At 69.9% G+C, this 20,692-nt stretch carries 21 protein-coding genes and 1 pseudogene; 15 read left to right on the plus strand and 7 right to left on the minus strand.

Annotated features, from left to right (window positions below):
* Window positions 1–141: 141 nt before the first annotated feature.
* From ABD164_RS07835 to ABD164_RS07845, 3 genes are all read right to left on the minus strand, one after another.
* Entirely contained in the window at window positions 142–1,182 is a 1,041-nt protein-coding gene (locus tag ABD164_RS07835) for an NYN domain-containing protein (protein WP_344295185.1), read from the minus strand.
* A 189-nt stretch (window positions 1,183–1,371) separates the two neighbouring features.
* Window positions 1,372–2,355, minus strand: a complete 984-nt coding sequence (locus tag ABD164_RS07840; protein WP_344295187.1) for a serine hydrolase domain-containing protein — start codon at window positions 2,353–2,355, stop codon at window positions 1,372–1,374.
* Between the two features lie 54 nt (window positions 2,356–2,409).
* Window positions 2,410–3,351, minus strand: a complete 942-nt coding sequence (locus tag ABD164_RS07845; RefSeq protein ID WP_344295189.1) for a 2-hydroxyacid dehydrogenase — start codon at window positions 3,349–3,351, stop codon at window positions 2,410–2,412.
* Between the two features lie 208 nt (window positions 3,352–3,559).
* On the opposite strand from ABD164_RS07845, the gene ABD164_RS07850 reads away from it, so the two are divergent.
* Window positions 3,560–4,795, plus strand: a complete 1,236-nt coding sequence (locus tag ABD164_RS07850) for a glycoside hydrolase family 6 protein (protein WP_344295191.1) — start codon at window positions 3,560–3,562, stop codon at window positions 4,793–4,795.
* Between the two features lie 187 nt (window positions 4,796–4,982).
* On the plus strand, window positions 4,983–5,558 hold the full coding sequence (locus ABD164_RS07855; protein WP_344295192.1) for a hypothetical protein: 576 nt from the start codon (window positions 4,983–4,985) through the stop codon (window positions 5,556–5,558).
* Between the two features lie 13 nt (window positions 5,559–5,571).
* On the opposite strand, the pseudogene ABD164_RS07860 reads toward ABD164_RS07855, so the two are convergent.
* A pseudogene (locus ABD164_RS07860) lies at window positions 5,572–5,760 on the minus strand (rhamnulokinase); the annotation flags it as partial.
* A 205-nt stretch (window positions 5,761–5,965) separates the two neighbouring features.
* Between ABD164_RS07860 and ABD164_RS07865 the strand changes: the two are divergent.
* From ABD164_RS07865 to ABD164_RS07880, 4 genes are all read left to right on the plus strand, one after another.
* Window positions 5,966–7,066 (plus strand): glycerate kinase, encoded by a 1,101-nt coding sequence (locus tag ABD164_RS07865; RefSeq protein ID WP_344295479.1) that lies wholly within the window; start codon window positions 5,966–5,968, stop codon window positions 7,064–7,066.
* Window positions 7,067–7,170: 104 nt separating this feature from the next.
* Window positions 7,171–8,532, plus strand: a complete 1,362-nt coding sequence (gene gdhA, locus ABD164_RS07870) for an NADP-specific glutamate dehydrogenase (protein ID WP_344295194.1) — start codon at window positions 7,171–7,173, stop codon at window positions 8,530–8,532.
* A gap of 36 nt (window positions 8,533–8,568) precedes the next feature.
* Window positions 8,569–9,039, plus strand: a complete 471-nt coding sequence (locus tag ABD164_RS07875) for a helix-turn-helix domain-containing protein (RefSeq protein ID WP_344295196.1) — start codon at window positions 8,569–8,571, stop codon at window positions 9,037–9,039.
* Between the two features lie 56 nt (window positions 9,040–9,095).
* A complete protein-coding gene (locus tag ABD164_RS07880) occupies window positions 9,096–9,428 on the plus strand; it encodes a HepT-like ribonuclease domain-containing protein (protein WP_344295198.1) in 333 nt (110 codons plus the stop codon).
* A gap of 163 nt (window positions 9,429–9,591) precedes the next feature.
* Here ABD164_RS07880 and ABD164_RS07885 read toward each other — a convergent pair whose 3' ends face one another.
* Window positions 9,592–10,359 (minus strand): FadR/GntR family transcriptional regulator, encoded by a 768-nt coding sequence (locus ABD164_RS07885; protein ID WP_344295480.1) that lies wholly within the window; start codon window positions 10,357–10,359, stop codon window positions 9,592–9,594.
* Between the two features lie 224 nt (window positions 10,360–10,583).
* Between ABD164_RS07885 and ABD164_RS07890 the strand changes: the two genes are divergently transcribed.
* The 8 genes from ABD164_RS07890 to ABD164_RS07925 are packed head-to-tail and all read left to right on the plus strand — an operon-like array spanning window position 10,584 to window position 17,286.
* On the plus strand, window positions 10,584–11,909 hold the full coding sequence (locus tag ABD164_RS07890; protein ID WP_344295481.1) for an MFS transporter: 1,326 nt from the start codon (window positions 10,584–10,586) through the stop codon (window positions 11,907–11,909).
* Complete coding sequence (locus tag ABD164_RS07895) at window positions 11,906–13,660, plus strand: dihydroxyacetone kinase family protein (protein ID WP_344295200.1); 1,755 nt, start codon at window positions 11,906–11,908, stop codon at window positions 13,658–13,660. Before ABD164_RS07890 ends, ABD164_RS07895 begins: the two co-directional genes overlap by 4 nt.
* Window positions 13,657–14,127 (plus strand): ribose-5-phosphate isomerase, encoded by a 471-nt coding sequence (locus ABD164_RS07900; RefSeq protein ID WP_344295202.1) that lies wholly within the window; start codon window positions 13,657–13,659, stop codon window positions 14,125–14,127. Before ABD164_RS07895 ends, ABD164_RS07900 begins: the two co-directional genes overlap by 4 nt.
* Window positions 14,127–14,927 (plus strand): triose-phosphate isomerase family protein, encoded by an 801-nt coding sequence (locus tag ABD164_RS07905; RefSeq protein WP_344295204.1) that lies wholly within the window; start codon window positions 14,127–14,129, stop codon window positions 14,925–14,927. The genes ABD164_RS07900 and ABD164_RS07905 overlap by 1 nt, the downstream gene beginning before the upstream one ends.
* A complete protein-coding gene (locus ABD164_RS07910; protein ID WP_344295205.1) occupies window positions 14,924–15,718 on the plus strand; it encodes a sugar phosphate isomerase/epimerase family protein in 795 nt (264 codons plus the stop codon). The genes ABD164_RS07905 and ABD164_RS07910 overlap by 4 nt, the downstream gene beginning before the upstream one ends.
* Complete coding sequence (locus tag ABD164_RS07915) at window positions 15,715–16,596, plus strand: phosphogluconate dehydrogenase C-terminal domain-containing protein (RefSeq protein WP_344295207.1); 882 nt, start codon at window positions 15,715–15,717, stop codon at window positions 16,594–16,596. The genes ABD164_RS07910 and ABD164_RS07915 overlap by 4 nt, the downstream gene beginning before the upstream one ends.
* Before the next feature lie 40 nt (window positions 16,597–16,636).
* Window positions 16,637–16,870 carry a DUF6364 family protein gene (locus tag ABD164_RS07920; RefSeq protein WP_344295209.1) on the plus strand — a complete coding sequence of 78 codons (234 nt, stop codon included), beginning with the start codon at window positions 16,637–16,639 and terminating at the stop codon, window positions 16,868–16,870.
* A complete protein-coding gene (locus ABD164_RS07925) occupies window positions 16,867–17,286 on the plus strand; it encodes a PIN domain-containing protein (protein ID WP_344295211.1) in 420 nt (139 codons plus the stop codon). Before ABD164_RS07920 ends, ABD164_RS07925 begins: the two co-directional genes overlap by 4 nt.
* A 56-nt stretch (window positions 17,287–17,342) precedes the next feature.
* Here the strand turns inward: ABD164_RS07925 and ABD164_RS07930 are convergent, their stop codons facing one another.
* The gene (locus ABD164_RS07930) at window positions 17,343–18,056 is read right to left on the minus strand and encodes a GAF and ANTAR domain-containing protein (RefSeq protein WP_344295213.1); all 714 of its coding nucleotides are present in this window, start codon (window positions 18,054–18,056) and stop codon (window positions 17,343–17,345) included.
* Between the two features lie 180 nt (window positions 18,057–18,236).
* Between ABD164_RS07930 and ABD164_RS07935 the strand changes: the two genes are divergently transcribed.
* A complete protein-coding gene (locus ABD164_RS07935) occupies window positions 18,237–19,325 on the plus strand; it encodes a fatty acid desaturase family protein (RefSeq protein ID WP_344295215.1) in 1,089 nt (362 codons plus the stop codon).
* Here the strand turns inward: ABD164_RS07935 and ABD164_RS07940 are convergent.
* Window positions 19,255–20,688 (minus strand): MFS transporter, encoded by a 1,434-nt coding sequence (locus tag ABD164_RS07940; RefSeq protein WP_344295217.1) that lies wholly within the window; start codon window positions 20,686–20,688, stop codon window positions 19,255–19,257. The genes ABD164_RS07935 and ABD164_RS07940 overlap by 71 nt on opposite strands.
* Between the last annotated feature and the right edge of the window lie 4 nt (window positions 20,689–20,692).

Here is a 20,692-nt window from a genome sequence, read left to right on the forward strand (position 1 = left end):
GGTCAGACCACATGGCGGCAGGCGCCGCACGCGCACCCGCTTCCGCAACTCAGGAAAAGTGGACGCATGTCGGCTGGCAAAAGGGGATGGCGCCCATTCTCCTGAGCGGCGACCGCCTCGCGGACCGCCTCGCCGTGCGCGTCAGTCCTTGCTCGGGCGGATGCGCATGCGGTTCATGCCCGACTCGTCGAGCTCGACGACGCCGCCACGCGACTTCACGAACTCGGTGAACGAGCCGAACCCCAGACGGCGCTCTTGGAACGACGGGTCCATGCGCTGCATCTGGTTCTTCACCGCTCCGCTCGGTTGCCACTCCTCGTCGTTCTTGGCGCGAAGCAGCTCGAGCGCCTTGAGCAGCAGCCGGCTCGGGTTGCGGGTGCCCGTGGCGGGCGCGACATCCGTGCCGTCCGAGAAGTTCACGAGGGGCGGGGCCGAGCGCTTCGCCGCTTTGCCGGGTTCGGTGTCCGGCTCGGTCGACTCGGCGGTGCTCTCGGCCGCAGCCTCGGCTGCGACATCCGCAGCCTTCGACTTCGCGCCGCGTGCGCCCCGGCGACCCTTCGCCGCCTCGGGTGCCGGTGCCGGGGCGGACTCGCTCGCGGCCTCGTCGTCCTCGACCCTGGCATCGGTCGAGAGCAGTGCGTCGTAGTCGGCGTACTCGTCGCAGGCCGCGGTGAGTGCCCGGCTCGTTCCGCCTGCGACGCCGATGCCGACGACGTAGCGGCCGAGGCGCCGGGCCTTCTGCGCGAGCGCGACGTAGTCGGAGTCGCCGGCCACGATCACGAGGTGCGAGAGGTCGTCGATGCGGAACATGTCTTCGACCGCGTCGACGGACAGTCGGATGTCGGCCCCGTTCTTGGTCGCCGAAAGGGGGAAGAGCTGCACGAGGTCGACGGCGCGGTCGATGAGCTGACCGCGGTAGCTCGCATTGACCGGGGTCGACCAGTCGGCGTAGGCCCGCGCGATCGCGATGGTGCCGAACGTCGCGGCGAAGTCGAGCACTGCGTCGATGTCGACCGTGGCCTCCGCAAGTCGCTCGGCGGTCTTCGTGCCTGCGGCCGGCACCTTGCTGCGCGACAGGTCCTTGCGGTACGAACTGTCGCCGTGCAACTGGTCGTAGCGCGAGATGACGATGTTGTCGAAGTCGAAGTACAGGGCGACGCGGGGTTCTGCCGAACTGGCCATGCCTCGACCCTATGCCCACGCGGGCGGCCGGCCGCCCTGGGCAGTCGTGAGAACAGGAACTTCCGTGCGCCGCGCCGCGCTCGCTTCCTGTTTCGGGGGACGGCACGGCGTGTCTTCCTGTTTTCGGGACGAGGGGACCGCGGGAGACGGCGGGCCGCGGGGGACCGCGGGCTGAAGGTGAGGCGCCGCTCAGGCCGCTGCGGCGACGGCGTTGTGCAACTGGTCGGCGTCCACGCCGAGGCGGCGGAACCCGCCGCCGATATTCGTGAACAGCACGAAGCAGACGCCCAGCGACGGCGTCACCCAGAACTCGGTGCCCGCCCAGCCGCCGTGCCCGAACGTGTCGGTCGCGAGCAGCCCGGGTGCTCGATTGCGCACGTTCCACGTGAAGGCCCAGTCCTGGCCGCGATCGAGCGTGTACGGCTCGAGTCTGGGCAGTCCGGAGGTGAGCGGGCGAAGCATCGCGTCGCGGGTGACGGATGCCACGAGCCGGCCGTCGTTCGCGAGCAGCGCCCTCCCCACAGCGAGCAGGTCTGTCGCCGTCGCGAGCAGGCCGGCGCCCGGGTGCTCGAGTGCGGCGAATCGCGCGTAGTCGACCCCCTGCGCGGCCGCGTCGACCGGCCTGTGCGGGCTCGCGGATGCGTCGAACGTGAAGCCCGGGGCATCCGCTCGCTCGCCCACCTCGGCGACGGCACGCTGCCAACGTGCGCCGCTCGCCTGCTCGATGAGCGCCGCGATGCCCTCGAAGGCGATCGTCGAGTAGCGCGAGACCGTGCCGGCGGCGAAGTCGCGCCCGGGAGCGAGCAACAACTCGCGGAGACCGGCAGCATCCATCGGCGGCTCGACGATGCCCGACGTGTGACTCACGAGGTGGCGCAGCCGCACCACATCGTCGCGGCCGGTGCCGAAGTCGGGTATCGCCGTGTTCAGCGGGGTCTCAGGCGTCAGGCGACCCTGCTCGATGAGGCGCAGTGCTGCGAGCCCGACGATCGGTTTCGTAATCGAGAACAGCGGGTAGTGGTCGTCGACGGTCACGGGCGCGCCGGCAGATCCGCCGAACGCGTCGAGCGCGATGACGCCGTCGGCGTTCGCGATGCCGAGCACGGCGGTGGGCAGGAGTCCGTCGCCGACATTGCGGCGGACCCAGTCGAAGGCGTGGTCGAAGTGCGTCATTGGGCGAGTTCTCGTCTCTGCTGGTTGAGCCTGTCGAAACCTGTCGAGCCCGGGTCAGGTGCGGAGCACCACGTTTCGGGGTTCCTCGCCGCGCGACATCCGCTCGATCTGGTCGCGGAGCAGGCGCGCCATCCGCGGCATCATCGCCGTCGACGCGCCGCCGACGTGCGGTGAGATGAGCACGTTGGGCAGGGCGAAGAGCGGATGCCCCGTGGGCAACGGTTCGGGGTCGGTGACGTCGGTCGCGTACCGGAGCCGGCCGCGCGCCGCATGGTCGAGCACCGCCGTCGTGTCGGCCACCTTGCCGCGCGCGATGTTCACGACGAGCGCGCCGTCGGGCAGCGCCGAGAGGAAGCGGTCGTCGACGAGGCCCGTCGTCGCGGCGGTGAGCGGTACGCCGACGATGACGATCTCGGCGGTGGGCAGCAGGTCGTCGAGCTCGTCGATGCCGTGGATTCGGCCGGTTTCGTCATCGCGCGCTCGCGTGGCGACGCGCACCAGGTCGACCTCGAACGGGGCGAGCCGGGCCTCGATCGCGCGGCCGACGCCGCCGTAGCCGAGCAGCAGCACGCGACGGTCGGCGAGGCTCGCGTGGCGGGCGGGCGCCCAGCGGCCTTCGCCCGCCGCTCGCACGAAGTCGGGGATGCCGCGCTGTGCGGCGAGCAGCAGCGCCAGCGCGAGCTCGGCGGTCGAGGTCTCGTGCACGCTCGCGGCGTTCGCGTAGACGTGCCCGGCCGGCAGTGTGGCGGGCACGTCGTCGTAGCCGATCGACTGCGACTGCACGAGCCGCACCGTCACCCCGGCGAGCACGCCGAGGCGGTCGGTCGCGCCCATGTAGGGCGGAACGACGATGTCGAGGCGCTGCCCGGGCTCGGTCGGGGGCGGGCCGTCGAGCTTCCATTCGACGAGGTCGACGTTGTCGGGCAGCGGCCCGGTCGCGAGCAGCGCATCGCGCAGGGCGGCGCCGGGAAGGGTGACGATGAGCGGGTCGGTCATTCCTCGATCCTCGCAGAGCGGATGCCTCGGGCGACGGCCCAGGCATGCAGTCAGGTGTGTCAGCGGATGACGCGAGGGGGGCGTCAGGCGTATCTCAATGCTTGACACGCTCGCCCGCCGAGGCGCATCCTTGTTGCCGACGGTCCTGTGAGAGCGCTCTCACGCATTCGCAGCTGGACCGGAATCGACGACGATTCAGGAGGAATCGATGCAGCTTCCATCCCTTGCCGGGCGCCTTGCGCTCGGCACCGCCACCGTCGCAGCACTGGTCGGCCTCGTTGCCGCGCCGGCCGCCGCACAGGACTCCGTGCTCCACCCCGACGCCGACCTCTGGGTCAACCCCTCGAGCACGACGCTCGAGGCCGCTGCCGCGCTCGAAGGCGACGCCAGTGCCGACGCCTTGCTGCTCGGCTCGTTCCCGAGTGCCACCTGGATCAACGGCGGCACCCCCGACGAAGCCAAGCGCGACGTGAAGCGCGTCGTCTCGCCGGCGCATGCCACCGACGAGGTGCCGGTGCTCGTCGCGTACAACCTGCCGTTCCGCGACTGCGCCCAGTACTCGGCGGGTGGTGCCACGACTGCCGCCGAGTACACCGCGTGGATCGACGGATTCGCCAAGGGCATCGGCAACAAGGAGGCAGTGGTCATCCTCGAGCCCGACGGTCTCGGCATCATCCCGTGGTACACGACGATCAACGGCCAGCTCGAGTGGTGCCAGCCCGCCGAGGCCGATGCGGCGACCGCGGCATCCGAGCGGTTCGCCATGCTGAACCACGCGGTCGACGCCCTCGCCGCGTTGCCGAACACCGCGGTCTACCTCGACGGCACGCACTCCGCGTGGCTCGGCGTGGGCGACATCACCGATCGCCTCATCAAGGCTGGCGTCGAGCGAGCCGACGGGTTCTTCCTCAACGTCTCGAACTACGAGACGACCGAGCGACAGCAGAAGTTCGGCACCTGGATCTCGGACTGCATCAACCTCAGCCAGAACTCCTGGTGGGAACCCGGCTGGTGCGCGAGCCAGTACTACCCCGCGAGCCCGGGTGACTTCTCGACCTGGACGCTGACGGATGCCGCGTACGACCAGGCCTACGCCGACACAGGTCTCGTGCGCGACGCGTCGACGCAGGCGCACTTCGTGGTCGACACCAGCCGCAACGGCGTCGGCCCGTGGACGCCCACCGAGGTCTACCCCGATCCGCAGGTGTGGTGCAACCCGCTCGATCGGGGGCTCGGCCTGCGTCCCACCACCGACACCGGCGACGAGTTCATCGATGCCTACCTCTGGGTGAAGGTGCCCGGAGAGTCGGATGGCGAGTGCTTCCGCGGAACGGGCGGTCCCGAGGACCCGGCTCGCGACATGGCCGACCCGCCCGCCGGCCAGTGGTTCGTCGAGATGGCCGGCGAACTGATCGACAACGCCGTCCCGGCGGTCGCGCCGTAGCACGAATGGCGAGCGGCCGGGCGGGGATCACCGCCCGGCCGCTGCACGTGCTGGGCGCCGGCGCGCTACGGAAGCTGCTCGACCTGTGCGCGGATGATGCGCTCGGCCACGTCGGGGTGGGCGCCCGTGAACCGATGGCCGCGCCGATACCCGTCTGAGCGGCATCCGCCCTGCTAACTTTGCGCGCATGGCAATCGAAGACGGCGCCGAAGCAGGTGCCGGCGAGCAGCCCGAACCGTCGCGGCGCGGTCGCGAGAGCCGCCGTGAGTGGCGTGCACACCAGACACCGGCCGTGCTGGCGCAGGCGCTCAAGGAGCGCGTCTACGCGACGTTCACCGGACTTGCGATCGTGCTCGTGCTGCGCGCGCACGCTCCGACACCCCAAGACGCGACGTACTCGCTGTTCATCGGCGTGCTCGGCATCACGGTTGCCGGATTCGCGGCCGAGGTCATCGCCCACCTCGCGGCACACGCCTCATTCCCCGACCGGGAGGAGATCGGTCGCATGCTCCGCATCGCGGGCGGAGCACTCGCCTCGGTCGGGGTGCCGGTCGTGCTGCTCCTGTGCTCGTGGCCCGGTTGGATCAGCGTCGAGACCGCGCTCGCCGCGTCGACTTGGGTGTACCTCGCGACACTCGGCCTCATCGCATGGGCGGCGGTGCGTCGCACCGCGCTGAGCTGGGGGCAGCGGTTGCTGGCACTGGCCGCGCTCGTGCTCCTGGGCGGCATCGTGATCGCGCTGCAGCTGCTCGCGCACTCGTGAGCTCGTCAGTTCGTCAGTTCGCGCGTGGTTCGTAGCGAACCGGCATGAACGCGGCGGCGACGAGCGAGCGCAGCGACTCGAGATCGCGGCCCGCGAACCCCTGCGCGCGCGCCTGCACGAGCACGTTGCCGATCGCGGTCGCCTCGACCGGGCCGGCGAGCACCGTCAGCCCGGCGCGGTCGGCGGTGCGCTGGCACAGCAACTCGGGGCATCCGGCCCTCAGGGTGCGCACGAGCGGTGCAGGAGTCGCGCGTTACCTCGGGACGATCCGTGACGAGGCAGGTATGCAGACCGTGGTCGACCACGTGCTGGGCGCGGCAGGCATCTCCCCGGTCATCGCAGGCCTACCCGTGCATGCCGAGGCCGCCTGTCGCGGCGACGTCGTGACCGCGGATACCATGCGGAGCATGCCGCGCATCGTCATCGCACCCGACTCGTTCAAGGGCACGGTGTCGGCCGCCGACGCCGCGGCCGCGATCGCGCGGGGCTGGGCGCGAGTCGCCCCCGACGACGAACTCGTGCTGCGGCCGATGGCCGACGGAGGCGAGGGAACTCTCGACGCATTCGCTGCGGCCGTCGACGGCGCGGCGCGGATCCCCATCACAGTGCTGGGCCCAGACGATAGGCCGGTCGACACTTCGTGGCTCCGGCTTCCCGGCACAGGTGGCGAGGGCGACACCGCGGTCGTCGAGCTCGCGATGACGAGCGGCATCACGCTGCTCGACACGCTGCGCCCGCTCGACGCGCACACCCTCGGGTTCGGTCAGGCGATCGCCGCGGCCCTCGATGCCGGCGTCGAGGGCCTGCTGCTCGCGATCGGCGGCAGCTCGTCGACTGACGGGGGCGTCGGAGCACTCACCGCGCTCGGTGCGCGATTCCTCGATGCGGCATCGCGCCCGATCCCGCTCGGCAATCGAGGCCTCGGCGTACTCTCGCAAGCCGACCTCAGCGGCCTCAGGATGGTGCCCGCCGGCGGCGCGCAGATCCTCTCGGACGTCACCAGTCCGCTGCTCGGCGAGTCGGGTGCGGCTGCGGTGTTCGGCCCGCAGAAGGGCGCATCGCCAGACCTGATCGACGTGCTCGAGTCGAACCTCGCCCGGCTCGCGAGACTGGTCCCCGTGCACGAATCGGTCCCCGGCTCCGGTGCCGCCGGTGGTACGGGATTCGGGCTGCTCGCATGGGGCGCGACGATGACCGGCGGCGCGAGCGCGGTCGCCGACGCCATCGGCCTCGACGACACGCTCGCCGGCGCCGACCTCGTGGTGACGGGCGAGGGCCGGTTCGACGGCCAGTCCGCCGCCGGGAAGGCGCCCACCGAGGTCGCCCGCCGAGCCGCAGCAGCCGGGGCGCCGGTCGCCCTCGTCGCGGGTGCGATCACCGCCGAGACCGACCGCTTCGCGGCATCCGTCTCGCTCACCGACCTCGCCGGCGACGGTGCCGCAGCCATGGCCGAGCCGGTGCGGTGGCTCGAGCGCGCGGGTGCCGAGCTCGCCCGTTCGGCAGGCTGACCGAACGTCACATGAGAGGTCCGCTCGGGAAGGCTGGGTAGGGTGGAAGCGCCGCGCGCGAACATGCACCACGTGGCGAACCCGTTCGACAGAAAGGTCCGCGCGTGAGTTCACATCGCTCTGCCATCGAAGACGTCTATGCCCAGGTGCTGGCGCGCAACCCCGGTGAGGCCGAATTCCACCAGGCCGTGCACGAGGTCTTCGACTCGCTCGACCGCGTGCTCGAGAAGCACCCCGCGTATGTGCAGGCGTCGATCCTCGAGCGCATCTGCGAGCCCGAGCGGCAGATCATCTTCAGGGTGCCGTGGGTCGACGACGCAGGGCGTGTGCAGATCAACCGCGGCTTCAGGGTGCAGTACAACTCGGCGCTCGGCCCGTACAAGGGCGGCCTGCGGTTCCACCCCACCGTCACGCTCGGCACCGTCAAGTTCCTCGGCTTCGAGCAGATCTTCAAGAACGCCCTCACCGGCATGCCCATCGGCGGCGGCAAGGGCGGCAGCGACTTCGACCCGAAGGGCCGGTCCGACGCCGAGGTCATGCGGTTCTGCCAGTCGTTCATGACCGAGCTCTCGCGTCACGTCGGCGAGTACCGCGACGTGCCGGCTGGCGACATCGGGGTCGGCGGCCGCGAGATCGGTTACCTCTTCGGGCAGTACAAGCGCATGACGAACCAGTACGAGTCGGGCGTGCTCACCGGCAAGGGCCTCACGTGGGGCGGGTCGCTCGTGCGCACCGAGGCCACCGGCTACGGCGCCGTGTTCTTCACCGAGCACATGCTCGCGACGAAGGGGCGTTCGTTCGACGGCGCCCGCGTGCTCGTGTCGGGCTCGGGCAACGTCGCGACCTACGCGATCGAGAAGGTGCACGCCCTCGGCGGCCTCGTCGTCGGCGCCTCCGACTCGGCCGGCGCCGTCCACGACCCCGACGGCATCGACCTCGACCTGCTCCGCGACATCAAGGAACGCCGCCGCGAGCGCATCAGTGTATACGCCGACGAGCGCGGTCGACGGGCGAAGTTCCTGCCCGGGGCATCCGTCTGGGACATCGACGGCGACGAGCCGATCCACGTCGCCCTGCCGTGCGCCACGCAGAACGAGATCAGCGAGGCGCACGCCGCCAAGCTCGTCGCCGGCGGGCTCATCGCGCTCGCCGAGGGCGCAAACATGCCCACGACGCCCGGTGCGATCCGCGTGCTGAAGGACGCCGGTGTGCTGTTCGGGCCCGGCAAGGCCGCGAACGCGGGCGGCGTCGCCACGTCGGCGCTCGAGATGCAGCAGAACGCCTCGCGCGACTCGTGGAGCTTCGAGCACACCGAAGAGCGGCTCTCCGAGATCATGGCCGGCATCCACGAGCGCACCGCCACGACCGCCGACGAATACGGCGCCCCCGGCGACTACGTGGTCGGCGCGAACATCGCGGGGTTCATCCGTGTCGCCGACGCGATGCTCGCGCTCGGGGTGATCTAGAGCTCAGCGCCGATAGCACCTCGCTATCATAGTGGTATGGCCCGATTCGATCCCGCGCGCGCGGCTGAACTGATCAAGGCCGCGCGAGCCGACGCCGGCCTGACGCAGCGAGCACTCGCCGAGCGCGTCGGCCTGGCCCAGCCGAGCCTCGCGCAGATGGAGACGGGTCGTCGCACGCCCTCTGCCGAGCTCCTCGAGCGCGTACTGGAGGCGGCCGACTACCGCCCGTCGCTCCCGTTGGCCGCCCACGCGAAGGAGATCGTCGCGTTCGCCGCGAGCCGCCACCTTGCCGATGTGCGCGTGTTCGGATCGACCGTGCGGGGTGAGGACCATTTCGACAGCGATGTCGATCTCCTCGTCCGGGTCGAACCCGGCGGCGACTTCTTCGACATCGCGGCGCTGATCGCTGAAGCCGAGCGGCTGATCGGATTCCCTGTCGACGTCGTTTCGGAGACAACGAGATCGCCGATCGCGGATCGCATCCGGGCCGAGGCGGTCCCGCTGTGACCGACGGAGAACGTGCTGGCTTCACGCCGGCTCCGCGTCGGCCGATGCAGGCACGCATGCAACACGACGACCGCAACGTCCGGGACGAACTCGAGCGGGTGCTGCGCCGGCTCGATGCAGTCGCCGCATCGGCACGGAACGAGTTCGTCGACGGCTCGTCGAGCTACGATGCAGCGAGTATGGCGGTGATTCGCATGGCCGCGCTGCTCGAAGACTCCGCGACGTCCAAGCTGGCCGACCGCCTCACCGAAGACGAGGTGCGCGGCATCCGCACGATGCGGAACATCGCCGCACACGGCGGTTACGTCGGCATGGATGACGACGTGCTCTGGCGGGCGGTGACGGTGCAACTGCCCCAGCTCGTTCGTGGGTTGCTCGCGGACGAGTGACGGGAGCGCTGACGCGCGACGATGCGCACGCGGCATGAGGTATCGACGTCGCCGCGCTCGACTCGCACGACCGCTGACCGATGCATCCGCGTGTCTATGGCGGAAGCCGGGCGTACCGCTCCTCAAGTGCGGAACGCCTGTACGACGCCGAAGCTCGGACGGCTCAGGCCGCTCCCGGAGCCGCGTCCCCGGTGCCGTCCGCGCCTGCCGATGCGAGGCGCGCCGACGCAGTGGTCATGTGCGCCGCCATCGCGGAGGCGGCTGCATCGCCGTCGCGTGCGGCGAGGGCCCGGTACACGGCCTCGTGCTCCTCGAGTGCGGCGCGTGCGTGACCCTCCTCCTCAACGGCACGTTCGACCCAGACACGCAGGAGCGATCGCACCACCTGCAGCAGGTCGAGTAGTAGACGGTTCTCCGCTGCGCTCGCAAGGTCATGGTGGAATGCCAAGTCGGACTTGACGAATGACTTGAGGTCATCGATCGAGACGCGCATGACGTCGAGGTGCCTGCGCAGGTTCGTGAGCTGAGCGTCGGTGAGCCGTTCGGCGGCGAGTCGTGCCACATAGATCTCGAGGCCCGAGCGGAGCTCGAGCAGCTCGGCGGTGTTCCGCTCGCCGAGGAGCACGCCCCAGCTGAGGCTCTGGGGGAGGAGCTCGCTGACGGTGCCGCGCAGGTAGGTGCCCGAGCCCGGGCGCACGTCGACGATGCCCAGGATCTCAAGCGCAGCGAGGGCCTCGCGCACCGCGGATCGGCCGACCTCGAGGCTGGCGGCGAGCTGCCGCTCGGGCGGGAGGCGCGTGCCCGGCGGGATGGACCCGCTCGTGAACAGGTCGAGTAGGCGTGTCGCAACAACCGACACGGCGGACCCCGTCGGGAGCGAGCCGAGTGCGGCGGCGATCTCTGCAGAGCTGTCGTCACGGAACACGGGCATGCCATCAAGATACCAACCGGTTCTGCGGGTCATCTGTCTCGCCGAGCTTGCAATTGGTCAACCGGTTGGGCAATATAGCCTTCGATACAGCTTTCGGGGATCTCTCCCCGCCCTCCGACGAAGGAACAGGAGTCGACGTGGACACCGCCACTCAGCCGAAGAAGACAGTGGAGCAATCCGCGATCCGGAAGGTCGCCGTGCGACTCGTTCCGTTCGTGGCCCTGATGTTCTTCATCAACTACCTCGACCGCACGGCCATCGGCTTCGCGGCGCCGAACGGCATGAACGACGACCTCGCCCTGTCGGCCGCCCAGTTCGGGTTCGCCTCGGGCGTGTTCTTCATCGGCTACATCCTGCTCGAGGTGCCGTCGAACCTCGCGCTGCACAAATTCGGCGCCCGCAAGTGGCTCGCCCGCATCATGGTCAGCTGGGGCATCGTCGCCGCTCTCTTCACCTGGGTGCAGAACTTCGAACAGCTCGCGGTGCTGCGGTTCATCCTCGGCGTCGCCGAGGCCGGCTTCTTCCCCGGCGCGATCCTCTTCCTCAGCCTCTGGGTGCCCGCGGTTCACCGCGGCAAGATCCTCGCCCTGTTCTACCTGGCGCAGCCGCTCACGACGGTCATCGGCGCCCCGCTCGCCGGCCTCCTCATCCAGCAGGACGGCGTCTTCTTCGGCCTCGAGGGCTGGCGGTTCATGTTCCTCGGCGTCGCGATCCCCGCCATCGTCGTCGGCATCATCGCGTGGTTCTACCTGAAGGACCGCCCTGCCGATGCCAAGTGGCTCACGCAGGCCGAGCAGGTCTGGCTCACCGACGCGCTCGACCGCGAGAAGGCGGCGACCGAGAAGAAGCAGCAGCACGTCTCGGTCAAGCACGCGTTCAAGAGCGGTCGGGTCTGGGCGCTGTCGTTCATCTACTTCGGGTTCATCTACGGCCTCTACGCGCTCGCGTTCTTCCTGCCGACGATCATCGAGGGCTTCCAGTCGCAGGCGGGCGTCGAGTTCGACGTCTTCCAGAAGGGCTTGATCACGGCGATCCCCTACATCCCGGCCGCCATCGCGCTCTGGCTGTGGTCGCGCGACGCGGGCCGCCGCGGCCTCCGCACCTGGCACATCGCGGGACCCGCGATCGCGGGCGCCGTGAGCATTCCTCTCGCTCTGTTCGCCGGATCGCCTGTGCTCACCATCGCGGTCATCTCGATCACGGCGATGGCGATCTTCGCCGCGCTGCCGAACTTCTGGACGCTGCCGACCCAGTTCCTCACCGGCGTGGCCGCGGCCGCAGGCGTCGCCCTCATCAACACCATCGGCAATCTCGCCGGGTTCAGCGCTCCCTTCATCACGGGTGCGGTGCACGACTGGACGGGCGGCTACGAGTTGCCGATGGTCATCGTCGGCCTCTTCATGCTGATCTCCGCGGTGCTTATGATCGCCCTCGCCCGCAGCGGCCGCGTGAAGGTGGCGCACGGTCACGAGACCGCCGAGGAGCTCGTCGAGGAGCAGCTCGCTCCAGAGATCGACGCCCCGGCCGACGCCGGGCAGGCCGCACGATGACCAGGCTCTACAACGCGCCCGAGGACTTCGCCGACGAGATGGTGCGCGGGTTCGTGGCCGCCAACGGCCGCTACGTCCGTGCGGTGCCCGGCGGCGTGGCACGCGCGACGGCGTCGCCGGCAGGCGAGGTCGCGGTCGTCATCGGCGGCGGCTCCGGCCACTACCCGGCATTCGGCGGACTGGTCGGCCCCGGCCTCGCGCACGGCGCTGCGATGGGCAACCTCTTCGCCTCGCCCTCCACCCAGCAGGTGCGCTCGGTCGCGACCGCGGCGCAGCAGGGCGGCGGCGTGCTCTTCACGTACGGCAACTATGCCGGCGACGTCCTCAACTTCGACGCCGCGCAGGAGCAGCTCCGGGCGGCCGGCATCCCGTGCGAAACGGTGGCGGTGACCGACGACGTGTCGAGCGCCGCGCTCGCCGAGAAGCACAAGCGCCGCGGCATCGCGGGCGACCTCACGGTCTTCAAGGCCGCAGGTGCTGCCGCCGCCGAAGGCTACGACCTCGAGGAGGTCGTCCGAGTCGCGCGGCTCGCGAACGAGCGCACGCGCTCGTTCGGCGTCGCCTTCACGGGCTGCACGCTTCCGGGCGCCGAGGAGCCCCTGTTCTCGGTCCCCGCGGGCCGTATGGCGGTCGGCCTCGGCATCCACGGCGAGTCGGGAATCGGCGAGACGGATGTCCCGACCGCGGCCGGCCTCGCAGAGCTCATGGTCGGCCGGCTGCTCGAAGACCTGCCCGACGGCGTCGCGACCGTCGCCGGAGCCCGCGTCGTCCCGATCCTCAACGGCCTCGGCGCCGTGAAGTACGAAGAGCTGTTCGTCGTGTTCGGCCGCGTCGCCGAGCTGCTGGCGCAGGTGGGCGTCGAGGTCGTCGACCCGCAGGTGGGCGAGTTCTGCACGAGCTTCGACATGGCGGGCGCCTCGCTCACCCTCTTCTGGCTTGACGAGGAGCTCGAGCGGCTCTGGTCGGCCCCGGCCGACACCCCGGCCTTCCGGCGCGGTTCCGTCGCCCCGGTCGCGTATGCGGACACCGCGGAGGTCCTCGCCGACGAAGTGCAGGTCGTGCCCGCTGCGAGCGACGAGTCACGCGTCGCCGCCGAGCGACTCGGCGAGGTCCTGGCGCTCGTTCGGCAGACGGTCGACGAGCACGTACACGAGCTCGGGGGCCTGGACTCCATCGCCGGCGACGGCGACCACGGCATCGGCATGCAGCGCGGGTCCCATGCCGCTGGTGACGCGGCCTGCGTCGCGATCGCCGCCGGCGCCGGCGCCGGCACCATGCTCGAACGTGCCGGCGACGCGTGGTCAGACCGCGCCGGCGGTACGTCGGGCGCGCTGTGGGGAGTGGCGCTGCGGTCGCTCGGGGCGGCAATCGGCGACGAGCAGGCGCCCCACGCGGCATCCGTCGCCGCCGGCGTCGCAGCCGCCGGCGAGGGCATCCGCGCCTACGGCAAGGCAAAGGTCGGCGACAAGACCATGGTCGACGCGCTCGTGCCGTTCAGCGCGACGCTCACCCGCGAGGTCAACGGCGGGGCATCCCTCGCCGAGGCCTGGGCCGTCGCCGCCGACGCCGCCGTCGCGGCCGCCGCCGCTACCGCCGACCTCCTGCCGCGCATGGGTCGCGCCCGACCGCACGCGGAGAAGAGCCTCGGCACGCCCGACCCGGGGGCGCACTCGTTCGCCCTCATCGTGCGTGCCGTCGCCGACGTGCTCACCGAGCGCGCCGGCCTCGTTACGAAGGGAACCACCGCATGAGCACCGCACTGCGCATCGTTGTCGGAAGCGACGACGCCGGCTTCGGCTACAAAGAGATCCTGAAGCGCGACCTCGAGCAGAACGGCGACGTGGCCTCGGTGGTCGACGTCAGCGTGGACGCCGATGGTCACACCCCGTACCCGAGGGTTGCCATCGCCGCCGCCGAGCTCGTGGCGGCGGGCGAGGCCGACCGCGCCCTGCTCGTCTGCGGCACAGGCCTCGGCGTGGCGATCGCCGCGAACAAGGTGCCCGGCATCCGCGCCGTCACCGCCCACGACAGCTTCTCGGTCGAGCGGGCCGTGCTCTCGAACGACGCCCAGGTGCTGACCATGGGTCAGCGCGTCGTCGGCATCGAGCTCGCCCGCCGCCTCGTGCGCGAGTGGCTCGGCTACCGCTTCGACCCCACCTCGGCATCGGCCGAGAAGGTTGCCATCATCGGCGAATACGAGACGACCGGGTCCTGCTGATGACCGCCCGCGTGTCGATCGGGGTGAGCCTGAAGATGTACTTCGGGCACTCCGACGCGCGCCGGTGGTTCGACCGAGTCGCCGAGCTCGTGGCGGGGCATCCCGCCGTCGCCGACGGCCGCGTCGAGTTCTTCGTGATCCCCACCTACTTGCAGGTGCTGCCGGCCGTCGAGGCGTTCGCGGGCACTCGCACCCTCGTGGGCGCGCAGGATGTCGCAGCCTGGGACCGCGGCGCCTACACCGGCGAGGTCGGCGCGCCCGAGCTCGCCGAGGTCGGCGTGCGCGTCGCCGAGGTCGGCCACGCCGAGCGGCGGCGACTGTTCGGTGAGACCGATACGGATGTCGCGGCGAAGGTCGAGACGTCGCTGCGCAGCGGCATCACCCCCGTCGTGTGCATCGGCGAGGCCGACCGCGTGGATGCGGCCGCGGCCGCCGACGCCACCGCTGTGCAGCTGTGCGCCGCCCTCGTCGGCGCACCCGCGGGACGGGTCATCGTGGCCTACGAGCCGGTGTGGGCGATCGGCGGCCCCGAGCCCGCGCCTGTCGCGCACATCGCGACGGTCGCTGAGCGGCTGCGCGCCGAGCTCGACACGCTCGAGGACCGCGACGGCAGCACCGTCATCTACGGCGGCTCCGCCGGACCCGGCCTGCTCGCACGGCTCGGCCACTCAGTCGACGGGCTCTTCCTCGGCCGCTTCGCGCACGACCCCGACGCCCTCGCCGGGGTGCTCGACGAGGCGTCGGCGCTGGCCGACGCGAGGTCGGATGCGCACTCGGCGAATACGGCGGTGGCCTCATGATCGGCCTTGGCAGCTACGCCTTCTTCTGGCAGCAGTCCGATCGGGTACCTGAGCCGCTCGGCCTCGTCGACGTGTTCGAGCGCACCCGCGCGCTCGGTGTCGGCCTATTCCAGATCTGCGACTACGAGCCGCTGCTCGCGATGTCGCATGCCGAACTCGCCGAAGCCGCGGCCGAGGCGCGCCGCCTCGGCCTGACGATCGAGCTCGGCACGAAGGGCGTGCAACCCGAGCATCTCGCCGCGTTCCTGCGCCTCGCCGAGCTCTTCGACGCGAAGCTGGTGCGCAGCATGGTCTTCGCGCCCGACTTCCGGCCCACGCTCGACGAGGCCGCGGGGTACCTCCGTACCGCCATCGGCGACTACGAGGCCACCGGCGTCACGCTCGCGCTCGAGACGTACGAGCAGCTGCCATCGGCCGATTTGGTCGGGCTCGTCGACCGCATCGGCAGCGAGAGCCTGGGCATCTGCCTCGACCCCGCGAACACTGTCGCCGGCCTCGAGCTGCCGGCCGATGTCATCGAGCGGTGCGCCCCGCTCACCCGAAACATCCATGTCAAGGACTTCGCCTTCGCCCGCCAGCCGGGCTGGGTGGGCTTCACCTACAGCGGAGCGCCGCTGGGGGAGGGCCTGCACGACTACCCGCGCCTGCGCGCGGCGATCGACCCCGATGCCCGCGGCATCAACGAGATCGTTGAGCACTGGCTGCCCTGGCAGGGCGATCCCGACACGACCGTGGCGACCGAGATCGCCTGGACCGACACCGCACTGCAATACCTGAGGAGCAACTCATGACCACCACGACCGACACCATCACGTCGACCGACACCTACCGCATTGCCATCATCGGCGCCGGCGGCAAGATGGGGATGCGCGTCAGCGACAACCTCGTGAAGACCGACCACCTCGTTGCGTACAGCGAGAACTCGCCCGCCGGGCAGGAGCGCGTCGCCGCCGCCGGCCGAGAGCTCACCGACACCCCCGACGCTGTGCGCGACGCCGACATCGTCGTGCTCGCCGTACCCGACCTCGCACTCGCCCCGGTGACCGCCGACATCGTGCCGCAGCTCAAGCCCGGCGCGATCGTCCTCACCCTCGACCCGGCTGCGGCGTACGCGGGACTGCTCACCACGCGCGACGACGTCATCCAGGCCGTCGCCCACCCGTGCCACCCTTCGGTCTTCCTCCAGCGCACCACCCCTGAGGAGTACGCCGACACGTTCGGCGGCATCGCCGCCCCGCAGGACGCGATCGCCGCGATCGAGTCCGACGACCCCGCCAAGGCCGCGATCGTCGAGGCCACGGTCCGCGCGATCTACGCTCCCGTCATCGACGTGCACTGGGTCACCGTCAAACAGCTCGCGCAGCTCGAGCCGACCCTCGTCGAGACCATCGCCTGCATGGTCGGCGCACTCCTCAAGGAGGCCCTCGACGAGGCCGTGAACACCATGGGCGTTCCCGAGGCGGCAGCCCGGTCCATCCTGCTCGGCCACACGCAGGTCGCCCTCGCCAACGGCCTGCGCGGCGACAACCCGTTCAGCGACGCCTGCCTCATCGCGATGGACTACGGCAAGGAGTCGATCATCAAGGACGACTGGAAGAAGGTCTTCCAGGACGACGAGCTCGACAAGAACCTCGCCCGCATGCTGCACCTCGACAAGATCGAGCGCTGAGTCGCAGCATGCCATGTGTACCAGTGTTACACTGGTGCACATGGCGAACCGCAATGTCACCCTTTCGCTGCCCGAAGAGGTATTCCGGCGCGCCAAGGTCTTCGCTGCCGAGCACGACACCTCGGTGTCGGCGCTCGTCGCAGATCTGCTGATGAGCCGCGTCGACGTCGAGTACGACGGCGTATGGGCCGCCGAGGAGCGGCTCATGCGCGAGGGGGTCGGGCTACGTGTCGGTGACGCCGCGCTGACGCGCGACGAGGCGCATGCGCGATGAGGTACGAGTTCGTCGATACGAACGTCCTGCTCTACGCCTACGACGTTTCCGCCGGTGAACGGCACGGCCGTGCGCGCGAGCTCGTCAGTCGGCTCGGTCGTGAGCGCACTGGAGTTCTCAGCGTCCAGGTCCTCCAGGAGTTCACCGTCAACGCCACCCGCAAGATCGCCCAACCGATCTCACCCGAGAGCGCCCGCGACCGCGTGCGCGCACTTTCCATGTGGCACGTCCACGCGCCGACCGCCGCCGACGTCATCGCGGCGAGTGAGATCGCCGAGCAGTCGCAACTCTCGTTCTGGGACGCGATGATCGTGCGCAGCGCGACACAGACGAACTGCTCGGTGCTCTGGACTGAGGATCTCAACCACAGTCAGCGCGTCTCGGGCGTCGAGGTGCGGAACCCCTTCTCAGGCTGAACTCCTCGTCGGCGAAGCGCCGCTGCGCGCTCGGCGTGATCTGACGCGTACCCGGTTCACGGCTCGATGACGCGCTGTGTGATGCCGCGCGCGAGTTCCACGAGCCGGGTGCCGCTGTCGCGCGCTCGTTTGCGGATGAGGCCGAACGCCTCGTCGACGTCGATGCCGCGGGTCTGCGCCACGATCCCCTTCGCCTGCTCGATGAGCACCCGGCTGTCGAGTGCGTGCTGCAATTGCGCGCGCACGACGTCGCCCTCTCGCACGACACGCTCGTGCAGGATGCTGATGGTGGCAACGTCGGCGAGCGCGCGCGCGACGACCGCGTCGTCGTCATTCAGGTGACCACGTGAGGTTCCGAACAGGTTGAGCGAACCGATCGTCGCATCCCGCAGTCGCATGGGGATCGCGTGCACCGATTCGTATCCGGCGTCGGATGTCGCTTCGGCGAGTGTCGGCCACCGGTCGCCGATCTCGGTGCGGTCCGCGGCCGAGACGACCGCACCGAACGTGTAGGCGTCGATGCACGGTCCCGCACCGATCGACAGCTGCACGGCGCTCATGCGCTCGCAGCGCGCACTCGTTGCCGCCGCCACAGCGAGAGCACCGCGCTGATCGGCGAGGATGATGCCGGCATCGGCCGCGTCGAGCAGGTCTCTGCAGCGCTCGACGAGGGTGTGCAGGAGGTCGATCACGTCGTAGCCCTCGACGAGCGTGTCGGCGAGTGTCACGAACGTCTCTACGAGTCGACGCTCCCGGGTCGGGTCGTTCATGCGCTCATTGTAAAAACTGAGTCGCCGATACCACCAGCTTGATGCGCGGTGAACCGCGCGCGAAGTCTTGTCGGGGGCGTTCGAGCGAGCGTACCCTTGACATCAGGTAGCCCTGGACCTCGGTCACCTGAATCTGTTTCCATCGCGTCGTCGCACGCGACTCAGACGAAGGAACCGAGGATGTCCGCCATCGTCCGCACCCACGCCGCCTCAGCGTCATCCGTCGGCGATCGGGGCAACAGCGAGTTCACCGAGCTCGCCCGGCTCATTCAGGCGTCGGGACTCATGCGACGCCGCTACGGGTACTACTGGACCAAGCTCATCGCCGTGCCGGTTGCGTACGCCGCTGCAATCGCGGTCTTCATCTGGATCGGCGACAGCTGGTGGCAGCTGATCGTCGCCGTGGGATTCGCGGTGCTGTTCACGCAGACCGCATTCCTGGGGCATGACGCCGCGCACCGCCAGATCTTCAGGTCGGGCGTCTGGAACGACTGGACCTGCCTCGTCGTGGGCAACCTCTTCGTGGGCATGAGTTACGGGTGGTGGCAGCACAAGCACACGCGCCACCACGCCAATCCCAACAAGATCGGCGCCGATCCCGACATCGAGCTGCCAGTCATCTCGTTCACGCCCGAGCAGGCGTCGCGCCGTCGCAACGCGCTGACCGGGTGGCTCGTCGCCCACCAGGGGGTCTTCTTCTTCCCGGTGCTGTTGCTCGAGGGGCTCTCGCTGCACGCGTCGAGCGTGCACCGGGTCTTCGCCCGGGAGCCTGTGAAGCGGCGGTGGGTCGAGATCGCGTTCCTCATGACCCGGGTGGTCGGATACCTCGCCCTCGTGTTCCTCGTGCTGTCGCCGGGTGTGGCGGCTGCCTTCCTCGGCGTCCAGCTCGGACTCTTCGGGCTCTACATGGGCGCCTCGTTCGCGCCGAACCACAAGGGCATGCCCCTCGTGCCGCCGACGCTGAAGCTCGACTTCTTGAGGCGCCAGGCGATGATGAGCCGCAACATCCGCGGCAACCGCTGGATCGACACCGCCATGGGCGGACTCAACTACCAGGTCGAGCACCACCTCTTCCCGTCGATGCCGCGCCCGCACCTGCGCCGTGCCGCGCCGATCATCTCGGGCTACCTGCGCGAGCACGACGTGCCCTACGTGCAGGCGGGACTGTTCGAGTCGTACGGCATCGTGCTGCGCTACATCAACCGAGTGGGGCTCGGCGAACGTGATCCGTTCGAGTGCCCGCTCGTGGCGGCGCGCCAGACGATCTGATGGGCCGCGCGCCACGTGCGACGTCGGCCTCGTGCGGACTGGCCGACGAAGCGGCCCGCACGACGGGAAGCGACTGCGTCTCGATCGCGGAGAGGGCCGCGGTCGGGGCATCCGTGAATCGAACGACGGGTCGCCAGGCAGATTGCGGATGCCTCGCCACCCGCATTCCCCGTGAGAACACCAGCCAACCCAGGCCGATGAGGGCCGCCACCCCCGCGGCGACCGCCGCGACGCCGAGCGCCCAGCGCGGGCCCAAGCCGTCGGCGACCGCGCCGACGATCGGTGCGCCGATCGGAGTGCCACCGACGAGGATCGCCATGTAGAGCGCCATCACGCGGCCGCGTAGTGCGGGGTCGGTCGTCGTCTGCACGTAGCCGTTCGCGGTCGTCAAGATCGTGACGGCGCCGAGGCCGATGAGGATGGTCGAGGCGGCGAACGTCCAGAAGGTGGGCATGAGTGCCGCGATCAGCGTGGCGAGGCCGAAGAACGCGGTCGCGATGATGATGACGCGGATGCGGGCGCGTTCACGGCGGGCCGCGAGCAGCGCACCCGTGAGCGAGCCGATTGCGAGGATCGATGAGAGCAGGCCGTATTCGCCGGCGCCGCGCCCGAACTCGACCGCCATCGTCGACGAGAAGATCGGAAAGTTCATGCCGAACGCGCCGATGAGGAACACGATGACGAACACGATCATGAGGTCTGGACGCGTCAGCACGTACCTGAAGCCCGCGATGAACTGACCCACTGGCCGCTCTGATCCGGTCGCTCGAGCCACCGGCTTCAGTCGCCCACCGCGCAGCATGGCGAGTGCGCCGAGCACCGCGAGGAACGAGATCGCGTTGATGACGAACACCCAGCCCGAGCCGAACAACACGATGAGCACGCCCGCGACGGCGGGGCCGATGAGGCGGGCGGAGTTGAATGACGCCGAGTTGAGCGCGACGGCGTTCGACATATTCGAGCTCGAGACGAGGTCGGAGACGAAGGTCTGGCGGGCGGGCATGTCGACGGCGTTGACGATGCCGAGCGCGAGGGCGAACGCATAGAGGTGCCAGAGCTCGGCGTGGCCGAGGATGAGCAGCAGGCCGAGGCCGAGGCCGAGCAGCATGAGTGCCGACTGCGTGAAGAACAGGATCTTGCGCCGCTCGAAGCGGTCCGCGAGTAGGCCCGTGATGGGCACGAGCAGCAGCTGCGGGGCGAACTGCAGCGCCATCGTGATGCCGACTGCGAAGGCGTCGTTGTCGGTGAGTTCGGTGAGGACGACCCAGTTCTGGGCCGTGGCCTGCATCCAAGCGCCCACGTTCGAGACGAGGGCGCCGATGAACCAGATGCGGTAGTTGCGGTGGGCGAGGGAGCGGAACATGGCA

The sequence above is a fragment of the Agromyces neolithicus genome (genome assembly GCF_039529735.1).
GTDB lineage: Bacteria > Actinomycetota > Actinomycetes > Actinomycetales > Microbacteriaceae > Agromyces > Agromyces neolithicus.